General features: G+C 53.8%; 17 protein-coding genes and 1 pseudogene. 1 reads left to right on the top strand and 17 read right to left on the bottom strand.

Features of this window, described 5'->3' with window-relative positions; translation table 11 throughout:
* Positions 1–4: 4 nt before the first annotated feature.
* On the bottom strand, positions 5–2,251 hold the full coding sequence (locus MTP42_RS03260) for an alpha-galactosidase (protein WP_249257961.1): 2,247 nt from the start codon (positions 2,249–2,251) through the stop codon (positions 5–7).
* A gap of 196 nt (positions 2,252–2,447) precedes the next feature.
* Here MTP42_RS03260 and MTP42_RS03255 point away from each other — a divergent pair, with 196 nt between their 5' ends.
* Entirely contained in the window at positions 2,448–2,765 is a 318-nt protein-coding gene (locus MTP42_RS03255; RefSeq protein WP_249257960.1) for a helix-turn-helix transcriptional regulator, read from the top strand.
* Positions 2,766–2,891: 126 nt separating this feature from the next.
* Here MTP42_RS03255 and MTP42_RS03250 read toward each other — a convergent pair whose 3' ends face one another.
* The 16 genes and pseudogenes from MTP42_RS03250 to nikA form a co-directional block, all read right to left on the bottom strand.
* Positions 2,892–3,602, bottom strand: coding sequence for a response regulator (locus tag MTP42_RS03250; RefSeq protein ID WP_098923094.1), 711 nt, complete (start codon positions 3,600–3,602; stop codon positions 2,892–2,894).
* Positions 3,595–5,478: a DUF4118 domain-containing protein gene (locus MTP42_RS03245; protein WP_442899463.1), complete on the bottom strand. Its 1,884-nt coding sequence runs from the start codon at positions 5,476–5,478 to the stop codon at positions 3,595–3,597. Before MTP42_RS03245 ends, MTP42_RS03250 begins: the two co-directional genes overlap by 8 nt.
* Positions 5,479–5,757: 279 nt before the next feature.
* Complete coding sequence (locus MTP42_RS03240) at positions 5,758–6,405, bottom strand: potassium channel family protein (RefSeq protein ID WP_015565003.1); 648 nt, start codon at positions 6,403–6,405, stop codon at positions 5,758–5,760.
* Positions 6,406–6,416: 11 nt separating this feature from the next.
* Positions 6,417–7,754, bottom strand: a complete 1,338-nt coding sequence (locus tag MTP42_RS03235; RefSeq protein ID WP_249257958.1) for a TrkH family potassium uptake protein — start codon at positions 7,752–7,754, stop codon at positions 6,417–6,419.
* A 162-nt stretch (positions 7,755–7,916) separates the two neighbouring features.
* Positions 7,917–8,000: pseudogene (locus tag MTP42_RS03230) on the bottom strand (DUF6061 family protein); the annotation flags it as partial.
* A gap of 1 nt (position 8,001) precedes the next feature.
* Positions 8,002–9,210: a hypothetical protein gene (locus tag MTP42_RS03225; RefSeq protein ID WP_249257957.1), complete on the bottom strand. Its 1,209-nt coding sequence runs from the start codon at positions 9,208–9,210 to the stop codon at positions 8,002–8,004.
* Positions 9,211–9,251: 41 nt separating this feature from the next.
* Positions 9,252–10,133 (bottom strand): ABC transporter ATP-binding protein, encoded by an 882-nt coding sequence (locus MTP42_RS03220; protein ID WP_249257956.1) that lies wholly within the window; start codon positions 10,131–10,133, stop codon positions 9,252–9,254.
* A gap of 12 nt (positions 10,134–10,145) precedes the next feature.
* The gene (locus tag MTP42_RS03215; protein ID WP_249257955.1) at positions 10,146–10,877 is read right to left on the bottom strand and encodes a hypothetical protein; all 732 of its coding nucleotides are present in this window, start codon (positions 10,875–10,877) and stop codon (positions 10,146–10,148) included.
* Complete coding sequence (locus MTP42_RS03210) at positions 10,874–11,416, bottom strand: RNA polymerase sigma factor (RefSeq protein ID WP_249257954.1); 543 nt, start codon at positions 11,414–11,416, stop codon at positions 10,874–10,876. Before MTP42_RS03210 ends, MTP42_RS03215 begins: the two co-directional genes overlap by 4 nt.
* A 79-nt stretch (positions 11,417–11,495) precedes the next feature.
* Complete coding sequence (locus MTP42_RS03205) at positions 11,496–11,867, bottom strand: hypothetical protein (protein WP_249257953.1); 372 nt, start codon at positions 11,865–11,867, stop codon at positions 11,496–11,498.
* 92 nt (positions 11,868–11,959) lie between these two features.
* Positions 11,960–12,892: a M14 family metallopeptidase gene (locus MTP42_RS03200; RefSeq protein ID WP_249257952.1), complete on the bottom strand. Its 933-nt coding sequence runs from the start codon at positions 12,890–12,892 to the stop codon at positions 11,960–11,962.
* Positions 12,889–13,683 carry an ABC transporter ATP-binding protein gene (locus MTP42_RS03195; protein WP_249257951.1) on the bottom strand — a complete coding sequence of 265 codons (795 nt, stop codon included), beginning with the start codon at positions 13,681–13,683 and terminating at the stop codon, positions 12,889–12,891. Before MTP42_RS03195 ends, MTP42_RS03200 begins: the two co-directional genes overlap by 4 nt.
* A complete protein-coding gene (locus MTP42_RS03190) occupies positions 13,676–14,509 on the bottom strand; it encodes an ABC transporter ATP-binding protein (protein WP_249257950.1) in 834 nt (277 codons plus the stop codon). The genes MTP42_RS03195 and MTP42_RS03190 overlap by 8 nt, the downstream gene beginning before the upstream one ends.
* On the bottom strand, positions 14,506–15,330 hold the full coding sequence (gene opp1C / locus MTP42_RS03185) for a nickel/cobalt ABC transporter permease (RefSeq protein WP_249257949.1): 825 nt from the start codon (positions 15,328–15,330) through the stop codon (positions 14,506–14,508). The genes MTP42_RS03190 and opp1C overlap by 4 nt, the downstream gene beginning before the upstream one ends.
* Before the next feature lie 2 nt (positions 15,331–15,332).
* Entirely contained in the window at positions 15,333–16,271 is a 939-nt protein-coding gene (gene opp1B, locus MTP42_RS03180) for a nickel/cobalt ABC transporter permease (RefSeq protein ID WP_249257948.1), read from the bottom strand.
* Between the two features lie 60 nt (positions 16,272–16,331).
* The gene (gene nikA, locus MTP42_RS03175) at positions 16,332–17,957 is read right to left on the bottom strand and encodes a nickel ABC transporter substrate-binding protein (RefSeq protein WP_249257947.1); all 1,626 of its coding nucleotides are present in this window, start codon (positions 17,955–17,957) and stop codon (positions 16,332–16,334) included.
* Positions 17,958–18,071: the final 114 nt, after the last annotated feature.

Genomic DNA, 18,071 nt, shown 5'->3' with positions numbered 1-18,071 from the left:
TTCTTTATCTTTTTCGTGTAAGATGAAGCTGCACGCTGGGGTAATCGCCAAACAGCTGCGGCAGGACAAGTCCCGCATACAGCAGGGTGCTGCCGCTGAACCGCATCCCCTTGTGAATGCCGTCCTCTACGTCGTGAGCATACCGGGAGCCGAAATAGTCGATGCCGTCCAGCTCATACACAGCATCTTCTTCCAGCCCACGGAAGCACAGGTGGATGGGCAAGGGATTTGCCTGCGGATGGGTCACCACCAGATTCAGCAGTGCCTCGCTGCCGTCCTCTGCGGCAAACTGCCATGCCGTGAAATATGCGTTTTCTGCCGGGTCGGTCAGCCGGTAATAATCGCCGGTGCGGATCAGGTCGTTCAGCCGCTTGAACCGCTTGATCTGGTTTTTCACTGCGGTGCACTCGGTGCGCTTCAGCTTGCCCAGATCCAGCTCGTAGCCAAAGGTACCGCTCATCGCCACCACAGCACGGGTGTCGATGGGCGTAGTACGGCCGGTCTGGTGATTGGGGCAGGCAGAAACATGGGCACCCATGGTGCAAACCGGGTAGCCAAAGGAGGTGCCGTGCTGGATCGTCAACCGTTCAATGGCATCGGTATCATCGCTGCACCAGATCTGGGGATAGTAGCGCAGCATTCCGGCATCAAAGCGTCCGCCGCCGCCTGCGCAGCCCTCGAACAGCACCTCCGGGAAGCCCTGCGTCAGCCGCTCTGCCAGCGCATAAACGCCCAGTATATAGCGGTGCATGATCTCACCCTGCTGTTCGGCAGGGAAAGCACGGCTGTACACATCGCTCATGCTGCGGTTCATATCCCACTTGATATACTCAATGTGATGCTCCCGCAGCAACTTGCCGATAACCCCTGCCAGATAGTCCACCACCTCCGGGCGGGAAAGATCCAGCACCAGCTGGTTGCGCCCCATGGCAGGCTTGCGTCCGGGCAGTGTCAGCGCCCAGTCCGGATGGGTGCGGTACAGCTGGGAGTTCTCGTTGACCATTTCCGGTTCGATCCACAGGCCGAATTTCATGCCCAGCGCATTGATCTGCCCGATCAGCGGGTCCAGTCCGCCGGGCAGCTTTTCGCAGTTCACGGTCCAGTCGCCCAGGCCCTGATTGTCGTCATTCCGGGTGCCGAACCAGCCATCGTCCAGCACCATCATCTCCACGCCGAGAGAGGCCGCTTTTTCAGCGATCTTTACGATCTTTTCGGTGTTGAAATCAAAATAGGTGGCCTCCCAATTGTTGATCAGTACCGGGCGGCGTTTGTCCTTCCACGGGCCACGGCAGATATTGCGCCGCAAAAAGCGGTGGTACTGCTGGGAAAGCGGGGTCAGACCCTCTGCCGCAAAGGAGAGGATCACCTCCGGGGTGTCAAAGGTCTCGCCCGGCTTCAGGTTCCATGCAAAACGCTCCTCCTGAATGCCGCTCACTACCCGGACAAGCCCGGTCTGAGAGCGCTCCACGTCCATCTGGTAGCTGCCGGAATAGACCATCATCACCCCGTAGCAGGCACCGCTGGTCTCCGTTGCATCCTGCTGGCAGAGGATCAGGAAGGGATTATTGTGGTGGCTGGAGCTGCCCCGCACCGAAGAAATGGTCTGGATATTGGTGCCCACAGCTTCCCGCTCCAGCTGCCGCTCCATGGCGTGTCTGCCGTGGAAATGCAGCAGATCCCATCTGCCAAAGGGCAGATCCAGACAGGCAGATGCCGCCTTGTCCAGCCGCAGCGGGGTATCTCCGTGGTTTGTCAGCCGCGCCGCACGGGTGATGACATCCTGCTGTGCAAACACGCCGTACAGCAGCTCCAGCGTCAGACCGGTGGCCTCGTCCTGCATTCGGACGATCAGGGTCTCGGCATCGTTTTCCTCTGCGTGGGCACAGGGCAGACCGGTCAGCTGATATTTGCCCGCCTCCACCGTGTGGCTCACATAGGTAAAATCTGCGCCAAAAGCACCACGGCTGTCGGCCACCGTCAGGCAGGACAGACGGAAATCGCCCACGTTGCAGCCGGTATACTCCTGCGGGAGCAGATCCGGGGAAATGCCCCGGTGGGTGCGGTAAGCGTAGTAATCCGGCGAGAATCCCCGGTCTGTGCGGGGATACAGCTGCATCAGGTCCCCGGTGCCGATGGTTTTGCCGTAGTACAGATGCAGCAGGTGCCCCAGCGCATCCACCTTCATGTGGTAACTGGTATGGGCGGTCTCCAATACAAAAATGCGTGCCTCGGAATCAAATCGAATACTCATGGATCCTATACCTCAACGAGATTATTTTTAATAGAAATGCCGACAGACAGGCGGTCGTGTCGATTTTCTTGCTTTTGTCAGCTCTTACAAAAGCAGCGAGAAAATTTTGTGCATCATCACATTGCACAGTTTCTTTTCTCTTGTTGTGTCATTATTATACTATCCGCCAGCAGTTTCGTAAATGCAAAAATGCGACTTGTTATATCTCAATCTGTCTTTCATCGAGCAGCATTACAGCGAAGATATTTCCATCGAGGATATCTCCTCCTTCTGCGGACTAAACCGCAGCTATTTCAGCAAGGTATTCCGAGATACCATGGGCGAAAGCCCTCAGGGATTCCTGCTGCACTACCGCATGGCACGGGCGGCGCAGCTGCTGACTGAAAGCCGTCTGCCCATCAGCACCATCAGCGCCATGGTCAGCTATCCCAATCAGCTTCACTTTTCCCGTGCGTTCAAAAATGTATATGGCATCAGCCCACGGGACTATCGTGCAAAGCATCTTGCACTATAAAAATTGGTCTCATTCTCCGCTATACGCCTTTCGTTTTTCCGACATATAAAAACACCCCATTTGTCAGACCGAATACTGTCGGACAAATGGGGTGTTGTTCATTCAGGGGCGCGCCCTGTTTTTTTACTATGATTCATCATTTTCCACGCGAAGCATCCGGTATCCTACACCAACATGAGTCTGGATCAGATGCGGCGCATCCGGGCATCGTTCCAATTTTTTGCGCAGGGATGCCATGTAAACTCGCAAGGATGCAATGTCATTTTCCTGCGTACTGCCCCATACTTTCTGCGTGAGGGAGGTATGCGTCAGCACTTTGCCCACATTATGCGCCAGCACACACAGCAGTTTGTACTCGATGGGGGTCAAATGCAATTCATTCTCGCTCAACCAGACGCACCCAGCCGAGAAGTCGATCTTTAAAGGACCATTGACAAAAACCGGGCTGTTGATGCCGTCAGAAGCCAGCAGATTCAATCGGCGCTGCGTTACACGCAGTCTTGCCAGCAGCTCATCCACGGAAAACGGCTTTGTCAGATAATCGTCTGCGCCGTTGTCCAATGCTTCGATCTTATCAGAATCCTCGCTCCGGGCACTCAGGACGATGATGGGCAGGTTCGACCATGTGCGGACGCTGCGGATGACCTCGATGCCGTCTATATCGGGCAGTCCAAGATCCAGCAGCATGATGTCCGGATTGTGGCTGGTAGTCATCATGATTGCCGTTTCCCCATTGGAAGCAGTCAGATATTTATAGCCGTGGGTCTTCAGGGTCGTTGTGATCAGACACCGTACAGGAACATCATCCTCTACGACCAGAATGGTCGGCTTATTCATGGATATTCACCTCGCTTTGCGGCAATGCAAAGGAAAAGACACTGCCATTGGGAATGTTGTCACGCAGGGTCAATGTTCCGCCGTGAGCCGTCAGGATTGCACGGCAGAGGGGCAGGCCCAGTCCAAGGCTGCGGTGGCTGTCTGCGATGCGGCTCTGCCCGGTATAAAACATCTCGAACACCTGTGCTTTTGCGCGATCCGGAATGCCGGGACCGTTATCTGCAACTTCCACTACGACCTGATGGTCTTTCCGGTAAGCCGAGATCTGAATAACCGAGCCTACGGGGGTGTATTTGATGGCGTTATCCACCAGATTGACAACGACCTGCATGATCAGCCGTGCATCCACATTGACCAGAAGGATCTCGTCCCCATACTGTGTTGTGATGGTGTGTTCGCAGCTTTTCCGGTTGACATGATGCAGTGCTTCTTCGATCATCTCATCCATCAGCTGCGGTGAGATCTGCAGATTCATCCGCCCATCTTCAATGCGGGTGATGGAAAGCAGATTTTCCACCAGACCGATCAGCCATTGTGCATCGTCAAAAATATCGGTGCAGATCTTGTTCCGGGTCTCTGTATCCAGCGTTTCTCCGTTGGAAAGCAGATTGCTGGCATTACCGGAAATGGAGGTCAGCGGGGTGCGCAGATCATGGGAGATCGTGCGCAGCAGGTTTGCCCGCAACTCTTCATTCTTTGCCTGCACTGTTGCCTGCTCTTTTTCCAGCGCATTTCTGCGGTTTTCGATTGCCAGCGCACCTTCGCCCAGAATGGAAAGCAGCACGCTGTTTTCAAAGGCATCCAGCGGTTTTTCGGACAGATCGATTCCGATCACTCCAAACACACCGCCTCCGGTCCGAAGCGCAAGATAAAGCCCCTTTGCATTCGGGTAGCTATCCGTGCCTGCGCCGGAACGCTTTTTGTTTGCAAACGTCCAGTTTGCTGCATTCCGTTCTTCCGGTGCAGAAAAGATGTTTTGCGCCGTTTCCCCGTCAACCGAAAAAACCTGTTCTGACCCAAGATCTCCGTTTTGTTCCGGGTAAACGATCAGACTCCGGTTCAGCAGCTTCATCAACTGGGACGCTGTCTGAGAGAGGATTTCTTCCTCGCTTTTTGCTCTCTGTAAAAGCTGATTTGTATCAAACAGTATTTTTGTACGGAACGCTGCCTGCGCAGACATTTTTGCATGATCCTTCAACCGTGTTGTCAGGGTGCAGGTAATGATTGCAGAGGTCAGCATCAGGGCAAATGTAACCTGATAACCGGGATCATACGCATGGAATGTCAGGCGCGGTTCCGTCAAGAAAAAATTGTATAGCGCAACACTGGCAATGGAGCCCAGCACACCGCAGGTGTAACCGCTGGTACACAATGCGGTGAACAGCACCCCCAACATATAGAACGTAATAATGTTATAGCGCGCAAAGTCCAATTGTAAAAAAAGAAAGCCGATGAGCGTGATACAGCTCAAAATGCCTGCGGTGATCAGTAAATCGCGGACAGAAGGCAGAAACGGACGGATGAACAGCTTTCTTCCTGAGCCGTAGCCGTTCTCTGCAGAAGCATCCGGGATGATGTAAATATCCAGATTAGGCGCAGTCATCGTCAATTTTTCAGTCAGTGACGGTCCACTCCAGAAATGGCGGCGATGTACGCTGGAGCGCCCCAGTACGATTTTTGTAATACCGGAGATGCGGGCAAACTCTGCGATCTGTTGCGGAATGTCATCCCCGTAGATCGTAGAAATGTCGGCACCTGCCTGCTCTGCCATACGAATGTGCTGCTGCAAACGCCGACAGTCTTCTTTTCCCATCTGATCCGAATCAGGCGTCCGGACATACAGAGCTGTAAAGGTCCCTCCAAACGCCTTTGCCATCGTTGCTGCCGTCCGCACGATCTTTGCATTGGAGGGAGAGGACGACAGACACGCCAGAATATGTTCAGTGGGTGGGTCGTTCCGATTCATAAAGATCACCTGCCTTGCCCACAGTATAGCACAATTTGATGGTCACGACCACCAGCCACGTCTTTTTCCTTCCTGTCGAAGGATCTCCTTCCGCATGTGATCCAGCGCATCTGCTGCCCAAAAACCACTCAACATGACTCCAAGAACCATCAATAACAAAGCAACATCCATACGATCCGTCCTATCTTTTTAGAGCCGGAAACACTTCTGGATCGATGCGTATTTTCCCAAAACCAGCATACTTTCATCCCGGCACAGCTGCGTATCCGGCGTGATGTTCATATCGAGCTTTCCGTCTTTTTTCAGCGCAAGAATGTTGATGTTATACTTTTTTCGGATATTGATCTCACCGATCGTACGATCCATCCATTCCGGCGGAATGGTCACTTCCATGATGGCGTGGTCGTCCTGCAGCTCGATATAATCAAGAATGTGTTCGGAGCTGTATCGGATCGCTGCCCACTTTGCCAGCTGCTTTTCCGGGTAGACCACTTCATCCGCACCGTTGCGCAGCAGAAACTTGGCTTGTACATCCCGCTCTGCACGCGAGACCACAAGCTTTGCGCCCAGTTCCTTGAGCAGTGATGTTGTTTCCAGTGAGCTTTGAAAATTGCCGCCGATGGTTACGATACACACATCAAAATTGCCAACGCCAAGGGAACGCAGAAAGTATTCGCTGGTGCTGTCACCGATCTGTGCATTCGTCACATAGGAAAGCACGGCGTTCACACGGTCTTCGTTGCTGTCGATCGCCATGACCTGATGACCCAGCTCATTCAGTTCCTGCGCAATATGGCGGCCAAAACGGCCAAGCCCAATCAAAAGAATCGATTTCATACCTGTCTCCTTTATCCGATTGCGATCTTCTCCTGCGGCAGACGAGAGTGGGCAGGGCTACTGCCAAATGCCGCATAGATCAACGTCAATCCACCAACACGTCCTAGAAACATCAGTGCGATCAGCACCCCCTGCGAAAGGATGCCCAACTGTGGCGTGATGCCCAATGTCAGACCTACCGTTGCCACAGCCGAAGCAGTTTCATACAGACAGACCGACATCGGCAGCTGCTCTGCCGCAGCAATGACAAAGGCTCCGAGGAAGAACAGCGTCAAATACATCCCTGCGATCGTGGCAGCATTCTTGACCGCGGAACCATCTATGCGCCGCCCGAAAAATTCGGCATCTTCTCTGCGGCGGAAGGTCGCCCACATATTGGCCAGCAGAACGGCAAATGTTGTGGTTTTCATGCCGCCTGCCGTAGAGCCGGGCGAACCGCCCAACAGCATCAGAACCACCATCAATGCCTGTGAAGTGCTGCCCATCGCAGCAAGATCAGCGGTGTTAAAACCAGCAGTACGGGGTGTGACGGATTGGAACATCGACAATAAAATGCGCTGCCGGGCAGAGCCTGCCGTGAACTCGAAACAATAAAAGTACAGCGTCGGCAGCACCAGAAGAAATGCCGTTGTGACAAGGATCACCTTGCTCTGCATCCGGTAACGGTGAAAATCAAGGCGATATGTACAAATGTCCTCCCATGTCAGAAAGCCAAGGCCGCCAAAGACGATCAATGCAGCGATCACTGTGGTAAGCAATGGGTTTCCTGCATACCGTGTCAGCGAAACAAATTTTGCCCCCTCTGTTCCCAGCAGGTCAAAGCCGGCATTGCAGAACGCCGAAATGGAATGAAACAGTGCATACCAGATCCCGCGCAATCCATAATCGGCGCAAAATGTCGGCAGCAGCAGTGCAGCACCGACCAATTCAAACAGGGCGGTGATCCGCAGAATAAAGCCTGTCAGCCGCACGATGCCGCCCATCTGCGGGGCAGCCGTAGCTTCCTGCATCGTGCTGCGCTGCTTGAGGGAGATCTTTCGCCCGGAAAGCAGCGCAAAGGCAGCGCCCACCGTAATGACACCCAATCCTCCGATCTGGATCAGAAGAAGGATCACGCTCTGCCCGAATACCGACCAGTAGCTGCCGGTATCCTGAACCACAAGTCCGGTCACACAAAGGGCGGAGGTAGAGGTAAATAATGCCTCATGGAACGGTGTGACGCACCGCTGTTGTGTAGCAATCGGGAGCATCAGAAGCAATGCGCCCACCAGACCAACTGCCGCAAAACCTGCAATAATGACCTGAAAAGAAGAAAAACGGTGCTGCCTGTAACGAGGATATTGAATCATAAAAGCTCCTTTACCTATCCGTGTGCATAAAGATTAGCATGGAATAAATAAAAGAGCCGTAAAGAAAATTGTAGAAGTATAAAGATTCCATTAAAATTAATCGGCCAACACTAAAAAATGCCGGACATCACCCGTTAAAAAACAGTAATGTCCAACATTCATTTAGCTTTCTAGTCCACGGCTCCCAGCTACATTTTTCAAATATTCCTCCGGGTCGCCGTTCAGAATCAAGTCTGCATAGCCCAGCTTAAGCCACCTTGGTCTTTCGCAGATACCCCCATGCTGCCAATCCAACGAGCAGAACGATCTTGATCGGTGCCGATGCCAGCAGTACATCTGCCTGAAAGAAGGCATGCCCGCCTGCATAGAGAAAATCAAAGCTGATCATTTTATACAGCAATGCATTGGAAAGCCCAATGCCCCCTGCCGGAATCAGGGTGGACAGCCATTCTCCAAAGGAGCCCGGCACGACCATATAAACAATCAGCGGTGCCACCACACTGATCAGCGCCACAGACAAAGCGGTCAGGTTGTTCTTGGCCCATACGGATGCCATCAGCACAAAGGCCACCTCCGCAAAGAAGAGCAGGAAGTTTGCCACCAGCATGACCCACTCCATCTGGCCAACGGTATACGGCAGCAGGCTGGTCACAGAAAACAGCCATTGCACGGAAGTTTGGGTACTTTCCCAGCCAAATAGAGCATTCGTGACCAGGATCCACACCACGCCGCAGAGCAGATACGCCGCCCCTGTGATACTAAACGCCGCCGCTAGCTTTGCCGCTGCTAGCCGCAGACCGCCGTTTTTTGCGCACAGTTGGATGTCCTGCGCCCCGGTCTGTGCATCCGATGCAAACACCGGGGCCGCAATCACCGCGCACAGCAGGGTGAGCAGCAAGCTCAACAGGGTCTGGTAATCCATTGCATCTGAACTGACCCCAAATGAATAGGTGAACGGTTTTTGTACAGCATCGAACTTTTTCTGTGCAATGGCCTGCGCCTGCTCATAGCCGGGCTTTCCGCTTTGTTCCAGCCAGATCACCGATTCCAGCCGTTTGGGGAGCTGGCTGTAAAAGTTCTGCATATCCTCTGCGGTCAGCCCCATCACGCCCGGTGCCATGCCGGTTTTCGGGTCGGCAAAGGCTTCCTTTGCGTTGTTCACAAGAGGCTGATACCGGGCAAGTTCTTTATAAAATACCTCGACCGGGATATCGTTGATGGAGCTTGCATCATACTGCCGGTACACCCGCTGATAGGTTTCCAGTGCTTCCTGCATGACATCCGGCGTGATGGTACCGGATACCTGCTGCTCCTGCCGTTTCCTGATTGCTTTCAGACCCGTGTAACTCACTTTGTTTCCGCTGGCATCCAGTTCCGTCCAGCCGATAAAGGTCACCGGCAGATATGCCATGACCACAGCCAGCACCAGCGCAATGGCCAGCAGAATAGCTGTCATACGGGTTTTGCACACACGTTTCAATTCCAAACGATACAGGTTCATTTTGCTTCCTCCATTTCCTCTGGGAAAAGCCACAGATACAGATCTTCCAGCCGGGGCTGTGCCGGGACGCTGTCCGGCAGCTGCGGTGCATCCGCCAGATACCGCAATGTTACCGTTCCGTCCGGCTCGTTGCGCAGGTTCACCACCCGCAGCCGGTATTCCCACCGGGCAAGCTGTTCCATCGGGATATTTCCCTGCCAGACTTTAGCTTCGATCTGCTTTACCAGCCCTTCGGTGGTGTCCTGTGCAATGATTTTGCCAGCCTTCATCACGGCATTTTCAGCTGCAATGTATTCCACATCCGAAACGATATGCGTTGAAATGAGAACGATCCGCTCCTGCGCAAACTCCGACAGCAGATTGCGGAAGCGCACCCGTTCTCCGGGGTCCAGCCCTGCCGTGGGCTCATCTAGAATTAAAATTTCCGGGTCGTTGAGCAGTGCCTGTGCGATGCCTACCCGGCGCTTCATACCGCCGGAAAGCTTTATGATCTTTTTGCAGCGCACCTCAGTGAGGCTTACCCGCTCCAGCAGTGCGTCGATCTGCCGGGCAGCCTCTGTGCGCGGCAGACCCTTGAGCGCCGCCATATATTCCAAATAGTCCTGCACCGTGAATTCCGGGTAAAACCCGAATTCCTGCGGCAGATACCCCAGCTTTTCCCGGTAGGCCGCACCAAGCGTTCCAACCTCCACCCCATCGCACAAAATCCGGCCACTGCTGGGCCGCAGAATGCCCGCCAGCATCCGCATTAAGGTTGTTTTGCCTGCGCCATTCGCCCCCAGCAGTCCCCACACACCCGGCGTGAGAGTGATGGACACATCATCCACCGCCGTTTTATCCCGGTATCGCTTTGTAATATTCTGAATTTTCAGTTCCATGACTTGTTCCTTTCAAGCTTCTGCAATATATTCTGACCGGGCGGCAAGCCGGATGCACTGCAACACCATGCAGAGCACCAGTACACCCGCCGCCAGCGGCAGACCTTTCGGCAGTTCCGATAATTGCACGAACCGCAGCAAACACAGCTGCCCTGCAAACAGCGGTACAGCCCCGGTCATCATCCATTCCGGGCGCACCCAGCGCAGCAACAGAAGCAGCTCATTGTTTGCGGTCAGGAATGGCACGGTCAGCACCGCCAGCAGTTGCCCGATGCTCCATGGCACGGCTGCCCGCACATTGAGTACCAGCACTCCTAGCAGAATCGTTTCCCCCGCCAGCAGCAGCAAAAACCGCATCACCAGCGGACGACCGATTCCTGCATATGTGGCCTGTTCCAGTTCAAGCATCTTATATTGACTTGCCCGGTATAAAAACGGCAGGCCGAGCATGGCTGTCAGCATGGCAAGTGTGCTCAGACCAAACAGTGCATTGCGTAATGTCCATGCCTTCTCCCACAGGGCAAGTTCCCGACCCACACTGTACAACGCCAGTGCCGCTATTGCTTCCAGCGCCCAGACCTTCCAGCCCAGCAATTTGAACTGGCAGTGCAGCAAATCACGCCAATCACTCCGTTGTTTTACGACATGTTCCGCCCGGCAGCGGCGCAGCAGCGTTTTCGGTGCGGCTGTGTCAAGTTCTGTCGCCAGTGCTCTGGACAGTTCTTTTTCAAAGGCTCGATTCATCTCCAGTCCTCCTTTTCCAATTGCATTTTCAAGGTTTTCAATGCGGCACGCAGGCGGGACTGCACTGTGCGCAGGGGCAGACCTGTAATCTGCGCGATCTCCCGCAATTTAAGCTGTTGTGCGAACCGCAGCAATACCAGTTCCCGCTGTTCCGGCTCCAGCTGGGCCGTCAGCGCTCGCAGGTTTGCTTTCTCCTCTGCCGCAGCAAAGCCGCTTTCCTGATAGGCGGGTTCGCCCGGCAAGCTCTCCAGCGATACCTCCGTCCGCTTCATCGTACGGTTCAGATCGATGCAAATGTTTTTTGCGATTTTGTACAGAAAGGGACGGAATGCCCCCTGAAATCCACCACAGGAATCCAGCCAGCGCACCGCCTTCAAAAAGGTTTCCTGTGCTGCATCCTGCGCCTGCTGCTCGTCCGCTGTATGCCAACGGCAATAGTTCAGAATTTGTGGATAGTACGCTGTAATCAGAGTGTCCAGCGCACCCGTATCTCCGCTCTGCACTTTCCGCAGCAATAATTCTGTCTGGATACGGTTCACCCCCCTTCCTGTCTATTAAAACGTCCCATATCATCAAAATGATTTCTGTTTTTTCAAAAATTTCAAATAATTGCCTTTATTATGTTCTTATAGCTTTATTATAATAAAGAGCCTTGTGTTTTTCCTTGTCAAGAGGGCTGGCACCGTCCAGCCCTCTCTCTTTTTGCCAAAGTTTTCCTTGTGTTTTCTTGCACACTGCCGAAAGTGACGTATTCTCAAAAGTTCGCGTTTGCGCAGCGGAGCAGAGCAATGAAAGCCCCAATGGGGCTTTTGTTGCTGCGCAAACGCGAGCTTGCCTTGGCAGGCGGAGCAGGCTCATCATGCCCCCAGCAAAGAGAAACAGAGCGTTCCCGACGGGGAACGCCCTGTTGTACATATCGCTGTCGTATGCGGATTTAATCGCAAGTTTTTCAAGCAGCGCAATTCTCAACAACGTGTTTGCGATATGCAATTCACGGTTGTTGCCAACAAATCAAATTGTGAATTGCGATGGCAGGGTGCGTCCTATTCCGGGGCGCACCCTGTTTTTGTTTTTATGGAAACTCATGCTGTTCCATATGCAACGAGCGGGTCATTTCTGCGAACGCCCAGTGCAGTGGTCTCATACAAAACCCGCCCTGCAAATCTTGCACGGACCTCGCAGTTCTGCGTCCCATCGGAGCTTTTCCACCTGCCCAGCAGTGCATCCTTTAATACTTCCTGCCCAGCACAGACTTGCGGAAACCAGTATCCATCTGCCGGTGCTTCTTCGTAGACGGCTTTTGAGATTTCTGTCTGACGGATCACATTGAAATCTTCTTTTATGATTCCAAGATGGTTCATCAGACGGAGTACATCCTCGCAATCTGCTTCCACCTCTTCGGGAGTCCAGCGGCCATTTCCGCCTCGCTCCAACAGCAAAGCAGGGATTTCTTTTTGTGCTGCCCAGCTGTACAATCCATTTCGAGCTGTTGAACAGACCCGCATGGAAACCGAAAGAGCCTGTGCCGCCCTGCGGGTCTCCTGCTCCAATTTTTGCCCGGCTCCACAGGGAAAGAATACCAACGGGGCCAGTTCTTCATTCCAGTCTCCGCCGTGAAGATCCAGAAGAAAATCCGCTTCCGGGTAAAGGAGTTTTTCGATCGTCCATGCCATCCGCTGTGTTTCGGTTCCGTTCTCCTTGCCGGGAAATTCCCGGTTCAGGTTCCTGTCATCTGCCGGATTCAGTTGTTTTACCCCTGCAAAAAATCCTTTGGAATTGACCAGCGGCAGCAAAATGACCTGTCCAAAAAGAGTGGCACAGTCCAGCGTTTCCACTAATTTTTGCAGAGCCAGAATGCCGACGTACTCACAGCCATGCACCCCAGCTGTGACCACCAGCGTCTTTCCGGGGTGCGCCCCGCACAGCAGCCATGCTTCCAGCGGTGCACCGCCGGGAACAGGCAGTTTCACCTGCCGTTTTTCGCCGGGGGCGATTTCAAAGCCGCACAGTGTCATGCCGATTCCTCCGTATCAAAGACGACAATGGATTCCAGCAGCTTACGGGCATACTCGTCCTTCGTTTCACTGATACGCTCGACCGGCAGGTTCTCTGTGACCCGGCCCTGATACAGGAACAACACATCATCACAAAGATAGGTAATGGAAGTCAGGTCATGGGTGATAAAGATGTACGTCAAACCAAGGCGGTCTTTCAGTTCCCGCAGCAAGTCCATAACCTGTACCTGCGTATGTGCATCCAGCGAGGAGATCGCTTCATCAAACAGAATGATCTCCGGCTTGCAGGCCACTGCGCGGGCAATGCAGATACGCTGCAGCTGTCCGCCGGAAAGCTCATGGGGAAACCGGTCAGCAAAATCGGCAGGCAGACCGACCAACGCCAGCAAACGGCTCGTTTCTGCTTTCCGATCCAGTTTTTTGCCCTCTCTGCGTTCCTGTACGGTCAGACCTTCCCCAATAATATCCCGAATGCGGAACCGGGGATTTGCGGACGTCGTGTAATCCTGAAACACGATACTGAGTTTGTTTTGCAGATTTTGCCGTCCGGCACGGGAAGCGTAGACCGAAACGCCATCCAGAACGGCTTCGCCACTGTCCGGTTTGAGCAGTCCGCAGAGCACACGGCCCATCGTAGATTTGCCGGAACCGCTTTCCCCCAGAATACCGAGACAGGTGCCCTCTTTTACGGTAAGTGACACATCAAACAACACCTGCTGCCGGGTATGGCCAAAAATTTTATCCTGCCGCTCACTGCGGAAGCTTACATTGATGTTTTTGAGTTCAAGCATGGGCAGTCTCCTTTTTGCCATTCAAAACAGCGGTGTACCGACGCATCACATCCGCGCGCTTCTCCACCAGCAGTTTCGTATAGGGGTCTTGTGCATGATGCAGGATATGCTGGAAATCGCCGCGGTCCACCACTGCTCCGTGATTCAGCACCACGATACGGTCTGCCACGCGAGAAATGGCATTCAGGTCATGTGAAATGAAGATCATGGCTGTGTTATGATTTTCTTTGATATGCAGAAGTTCATTCAGAATCTCATACTGGGTGATGGCATCAATGGCCGTGGTTGGCTCGTCTGCAATCAGAAGAGACGGTTTCATGGCTGTTGCAATGCCGATCATAATGCGCTGGAGCATACCGCCGGAAAGCTGATGCGGATATTTTTCCAGCACTTCCTCCGGGTTTCGGATGCGCATTTTTTCCAGCAGTTCCAGTGAGCGGATATGGATTTCCTCTGCTGTCCAGTTATTATGCGCCGAAAACGTCTCAGCGATCTGTTGCCCAATGCGGTACAGCGGATCAAAGCAGGTCATGGGGTTTTGAAGAATGATGCCCACCTTTCCACCGCGCAGACGGCGCAGCTCCTCGGCACTCTTGCCCAGAAGCTCTTCCCCCTGAAACTGTGCACTGCCCTTGACATGGAAGCTGTGGTCCAGCAGGCCCATCGCCGCTTTCATCGACATTGACTTGCCGGAACCACTTTCCCCCAGAATGCCGAGGCACTCGCCGGGAGCAACCGCGAAGGACACCCCGCGCACCAGCTCGATCTCCTTATGGTGGCTCTGCAAAGAAACGTGCAGATCGTTCAATTCAAAAACAGGGGTCATTTCTGCACCTCCTTGGTGTCCAGCACATCGCGCAGGGTGTCGCCCATCAGGTTGAACACACAGACCAGCACCACAATGGCGATACCTGGAGCGATCATCTGCACCGGGTTCGAAGTCATCACATTTTTTGCCTCATTGAGCATTGCGCCCCATTCCGGCGTGGGGGCCTGTACGCCCAGTCCCAAGAACGACAGCGTGGAAATATTGATGATCGCCCAGCCCACATCCAGTGAAGCCAGAACCACTAGGTCGGAAGTGATGGAGGGCAGCAGATGACGGAACAGGATGAACCGCTCCGGCATTCCCACGCAGCGGGAGAACTGAACAAAGTTGCGGTCGCGGTACTGCATGACGCCCGTGCGGATCATGCGGGCATACCACGCCCACTTGATGAAAACATTTGCAATGATGACGTTCTGGACACTGACACCCAGCAGTGCCACAACAGCGAACACCATGATCTGGCTGGGAAAAGACAGCATCACATCCACCACACGCATGATAACTTCTTCTACGATGCCCCGGAAATAACCCGCCATGATGCCAAGAATGGCACCCAGACTGATGGTGCCGAACATGGTCAGCAGGGCAAGGCCGAGGGTAGGACGGATGCCATAGATCATGCGGGAAAGGACACAGCGGCCAAGCTGGTCGGTGCCCAGCGGATATTGCAGGCTGTAGGATGCAAATTTGTTCAGGATATTGGTCTCATAGGGGTCGTTGGGCGCAATGACAGGAGCCAGAATGCCTACAAGACCCACCAGCAATACAAATACAACGGTAAACACTGCCGTGCGGTTGCGGAAGAATCGTTCTTTCATGGTCAGTCCTCCTTGCGCAGACGGGGATCGGAGACGGTCTGCAAAATATCAAACAGCAGATTGAACAGGACAAACAGTACCCCGATCAGCAAAACATAGGTCTGGATAACCGGGTAATCCCGATTGAAGATGGAACTGATGCAGAGCGTACCAAGTCCCGGCCACGAAAAAACATTTTCGACCACGATGGTGCCGGAGATCAGCTGCGGGATGCTCATACCCATCGCCACGATGCAGGTGTGCATGGAGTTTTTCAGAATGTGCTTGACCAGAATCGACTTCTGCGGCAGCCCGCGCACATTGGCGTAAAGCACATAGTCCTGTTTCATGTTTTCCAGCATATTGTTGCGGATCAGACGGATATACGTCGAAATATAGCTCAATGCCACCGTGAAGGACGGTAAGATCAGATGCCGCCATGTTCCGTTGCCGTTGGTGGGAAGCCAGTTCAATTGAACGCCAATGCCCCACATCAGCAGCAGACCCACCCAGTAGGCAGGCATGGCAGTCGTCACAAAGACCAGTCCGCGCATAATTTTGTCAAACCAGCCGTCCTTATAGACTGCACAAAGGAAGCCAATGGGGATGCTGAGCACCGCCACAATGACAAAAGAAGTTCCTGCCAGCTGAAGGGTCGCAGGCAGGCAGCGCAGCAGCTCGCCCGCCACGGTGCGTTTCGGGTTGACATAGCTGATGCCAAAGTCACCGTGGAGACAGCCCAGCACCCAATCAAAATAACGGACAAAGAAGGGTTTGTTCAGACCAAGCTGCTCTTCCATCGCAGCGATGATCTCCTCCGTGATCACAGGGGTCTGCTGGACGCGCAGCGCAACCTCCGCCGGGTTGGACGGAATCAGATTGACAAAGCAGAAGCAGACGAACGAAATGGCCAGCAGCAGCGGAATCGCCATCAACAGTCTGCGTACAACATAGCGTTTCATGGACAGTCCTTTCTTCAAGAAAAGCCGCTCCATACCCGAAGCGGCTTTCCCTGTCAATTCTTATTCAAAATACATATCCGCAAAGGGCACATCATACTGGTCGGTGCCAAAGTGGACACCGTGCAGAGCAGAGGTGTACAGAGCCTTGTTGCACTCATAGGTCAGCGGCAGATACATTGCGTCCTCGTGCAGGTTGGTCAGAACCGACTTATACAGCTCCTGACGCTCGGCCTCGTCCGTGGAAGTCAGGATCTTGGTAATGGCTTCGTCAATTTCCGCCTTGTCCTCAAGACCCTGCTGAGCGGCATAGTCGCCATAGACCGGGGCACGCATTGCAGCCAGCGAAGACTGCGGGTCATACGGCATACCCCAGCAGATATTGAACACCATATCGAAGTTGCCGGCCTTCATGTTATCGCGGTAGGACTGCTCTTCCTCGCCGTGAATGGTCATGGAAATGCCCAGCTTGAGGTACTCGCTCTGGAGATACTCGGCAATGGTCTTTTCCGTCACGCTGTCGCTGTTGTAGAGCAGGTCGAGTGCAAGCTGCTTGCCATCCTTGGCGCGCATCTTGTCGCTGCCAAGGACCCATCCAGCTTCGTCAAGGATCTGCGCCGCAGTCTCCGTGCTGTACTCATACGGCTTCAGGCCGACATTGCAGTAGGGAACCGTGGTGGCGTAAAGCGTATCCGCGGGCTGCTCCAGACCGTAGAAGATGCCATCAGAGATGGTCTGACGGTCGGTAGCGTGCTGCAACGCCTTACGAACCGCCGGGTCGCCCAGGATCTCATGGGTGGTGTTCATAACGATGTGCCGGGTAGAGGTGGGGTCAGACAGACCGACCGTGAACCTGTCGCTGTCCAGATACTGGCTGATGGCATCAGCGTCGATCATGTTCTTGCCGAAAATCAGGTCGATCTCGCCGGATTCCAGCGCCATGATACGGGTCTGGTTATCGGGAATGACCTTGACCGTGATCTTGCGGATGGCCGGAGTTTCGCCCCAATAGTTCTCGTTCCGCTCAAACACGGCGTATTCATCGGTCACGAAATCCGTCAGCACATAGGGGCCGGTGCCAATATGGCCATTGACGCCATCCTTCGTGCTGCCGTTGATCATGCAGTTGGGGGAGATCATAGCAAAGGGACGGATGCAGCCCAGCTCCGTCAGCATGGGGTAGTAAGGCTCGCTCATCTCAATGACGAAAGTGTTTTCATCGGGAGCAGACACACCCACCAGCAGGTTCATCATCTCCAGCCAAGTGTGGCGTTCGCGGTTTTCCAGAATGGCGTTGAAGTTGGCAAGAATGGCATTGGCATCGCACTTTTCGCCATCCGAGAACAGAACATTGGGACGAATGTGGAAGGTGTAGGTACAGCCATCCTCGCTGATGTCCCAGCTTTCCGCCAGACAGCCTTCATAGCCATCTGCCGTAATGCTGACCAATGTATCGTAGAGGATGCTCTGGGCATACATTTCGCCTGCATACAGATGCGGGTTCAGATCACGAATATCACGATAGTTGACAAAGATCAGCTCATCGCGGACCTCCCCGGATGCCGCAGCGGAAGCAGATGCAGCGCTGGACGAAGCAGTAGACGAAGAGCTGGAGCCGCAGGCAGCCAGCACGCCGGTGCAGCAGACACCTGCCATCAGCAGGCAGAAGTTTCTGCGAGAGATTTTCATAGTGTGTTTCCTCCTGTGGTATCAAAAAACATCAGTTATAACGAAAAAGGAGCCCCACGCTTGCTGCGCGGCGCTCCCATAGGATACCACAGTTTGTCCTGCCTGACCAGTGAT

The organism is Faecalibacterium sp. I2-3-92 (assembly GCF_023347315.1).
Lineage (GTDB): Bacteria > Bacillota > Clostridia > Oscillospirales > Ruminococcaceae > Faecalibacterium > Faecalibacterium duncaniae.
The sequence above is the reverse complement of the archived record's forward strand: the minus strand, read 5'-3'. Positions and strand labels throughout refer to the sequence as shown.

Excerpts from the sequence above, each read along its gene's own strand:
- MTP42_RS03260 (WP_249257961.1), bottom strand. The coding sequence starts at position 2,251 with ATGAGTATTCGATTTGATTCCGAGGCACGCATTTTTGTATTGGAGACC.
- MTP42_RS03250 (WP_098923094.1), bottom strand. The coding sequence starts at position 3,602 with ATGAATAAGCCGACCATTCTGGTCGTAGAGGATGATGTTCCTGTACGG.
- MTP42_RS03245 (WP_442899463.1), bottom strand. The coding sequence starts at position 5,478 with ATGGCAAAGGCGTTTGGAGGGACCTTTACAGCTCTGTATGTCCGGACG.
- MTP42_RS03240 (WP_015565003.1), bottom strand. The coding sequence starts at position 6,405 with ATGAAATCGATTCTTTTGATTGGGCTTGGCCGTTTTGGCCGCCATATT.
- MTP42_RS03235 (WP_249257958.1), bottom strand. The coding sequence starts at position 7,754 with ATGATTCAATATCCTCGTTACAGGCAGCACCGTTTTTCTTCTTTTCAG.
- MTP42_RS03225 (WP_249257957.1), bottom strand. The coding sequence starts at position 9,210 with ATGACAGCTATTCTGCTGGCCATTGCGCTGGTGCTGGCTGTGGTCATG.
- MTP42_RS03220 (WP_249257956.1), bottom strand. The coding sequence starts at position 10,133 with ATGGAACTGAAAATTCAGAATATTACAAAGCGATACCGGGATAAAACG.
- MTP42_RS03215 (WP_249257955.1), bottom strand. The coding sequence starts at position 10,877 with ATGAATCGAGCCTTTGAAAAAGAACTGTCCAGAGCACTGGCGACAGAA.
- MTP42_RS03200 (WP_249257952.1), bottom strand. The coding sequence starts at position 12,892 with ATGACACTGTGCGGCTTTGAAATCGCCCCCGGCGAAAAACGGCAGGTG.
- MTP42_RS03195 (WP_249257951.1), bottom strand. The coding sequence starts at position 13,683 with ATGCTTGAACTCAAAAACATCAATGTAAGCTTCCGCAGTGAGCGGCAG.
- MTP42_RS03190 (WP_249257950.1), bottom strand. The coding sequence starts at position 14,509 with ATGACCCCTGTTTTTGAATTGAACGATCTGCACGTTTCTTTGCAGAGC.
- opp1C (WP_249257949.1), bottom strand. The coding sequence starts at position 15,330 with ATGAAAGAACGATTCTTCCGCAACCGCACGGCAGTGTTTACCGTTGTA.
- opp1B (WP_249257948.1), bottom strand. The coding sequence starts at position 16,271 with ATGAAACGCTATGTTGTACGCAGACTGTTGATGGCGATTCCGCTGCTG.
- nikA (WP_249257947.1), bottom strand. The coding sequence starts at position 17,957 with ATGAAAATCTCTCGCAGAAACTTCTGCCTGCTGATGGCAGGTGTCTGC.